Annotated in this window: 1 pseudogene; it reads left to right on the top strand. The window is 61.7% G+C overall.

The features are described 5' to 3' along the window. Positions 1-1,207, top strand: a pseudogene (locus AX702_RS09635) (IS3 family transposase); the annotation flags it as partial. Between the last annotated feature and the right edge of the window lie 75 nt (positions 1,208-1,282).

Raw genomic sequence — 1,282 nt, 5'->3', positions numbered from 1 at the left:
TATGCCGCAAGGAAGGCATTGCCCAGAGCCTGTATTACACCTGGTCGAAGGAGTTCATGGAAGCTGGCAAGCGCCGCCTGGCCGGCGACACCGCCCGTGCCGCGACCACCGGAGAGGTCCAGGACCTGCGCCGCGAAGCCCGGGCCCTGAAGGAATGCGTGGCCGATCTGACACTGGAAAATCGTCTGCTCAAAAAAAGCATGGTCGCGGATGGGGGCAACGACGAATGAGATATCCCGCATCCGAGAAGCTCGAGATCATCAGAACCGTCGAGCAGTCGCACCTGTCGGCCAAGCGCACGCTGGACCAACTCGGCATCCCTCGTCGGACATTCTACCGCTGGTATGATCGCTACCTCGAAGGCGGGCCGGAGGCGTTGGAAGATCGGCCATCGGCGCCGAGCCGGGTGTGGAACCGCATCCCGGCGGGCATCCACGACCAGATCATCGAGCTGGCGCTGGAACAGTCTGAGCTGAGCCCCCGGGAACTGGCCGTGCGCTTCACCGATGGGCAGCGCTACTTCGTGTCGGAATCCACGGTTTACCGCCTGTTGAAGGCCCACGACCTGATCACCAGCCCGGCCTATGTCGTGATCAAGGCTGCCGATCAGTTCCACACGAAAACCACGCGGCCGAACGAGATGTGGCAGACCGACTTCACCTACTTCAAGATCATCGGGTGGGGCTGGATGTATCTGTCGACCGTGCTCGACGACTTCTCGCGCTACATCATCGCCTGGAAGCTGTGCACCAACATGCGAGCCGAGGACGTCACCGACACGCTGGACCTCGCCCTGGCGGCTTCTGGTTGCGACAGCGCCACGGTGCTGCACAAACCCCGGCTACTCAGCGATAATGGCCCCAGCTACATCGCGGGTGAGCTGGCGGAATACATCGAGGCCCGGAAGATGAGCCATGTCCGCGGCGCCCCGTGTCATCCCCAAACCCAGGGCAAGATCGAGCGCTGGCACCAGACCCTGAAAAACCGCATCTTGCTGGAAAACTACTTCCTGCCCGGCGACCTCGAAGCTCACATCGAGGCCTTCGTCGAGCACTACAATCACCAGCGATACCACGAGAGCCTGGCCAACGTGACGCCTGCCGACGCCTACTTCGGCAGGGCTCCGGCAATCATCAAACTGCGCGAAAGGATCAAGCGACAGACCATCGAACATCGGCGCTTGCAGCACCGCAAGTTCGCCGCCTAACATCAACCCCCTGACGAGGTCCGCACTCCGCTAATATACGCCGCGAGTTGTGCCGAATGTTCTGACGACGGACAG

Source organism: Sphingomonas sp. CCH5-D11, from assembly GCF_001557395.1.
GTDB lineage: Bacteria > Pseudomonadota > Alphaproteobacteria > Sphingomonadales > Sphingomonadaceae > Sphingomonas.
The sequence above is the reverse complement of the archived record's forward strand: the minus strand, read 5'-3'. Positions and strand labels throughout refer to the sequence as shown.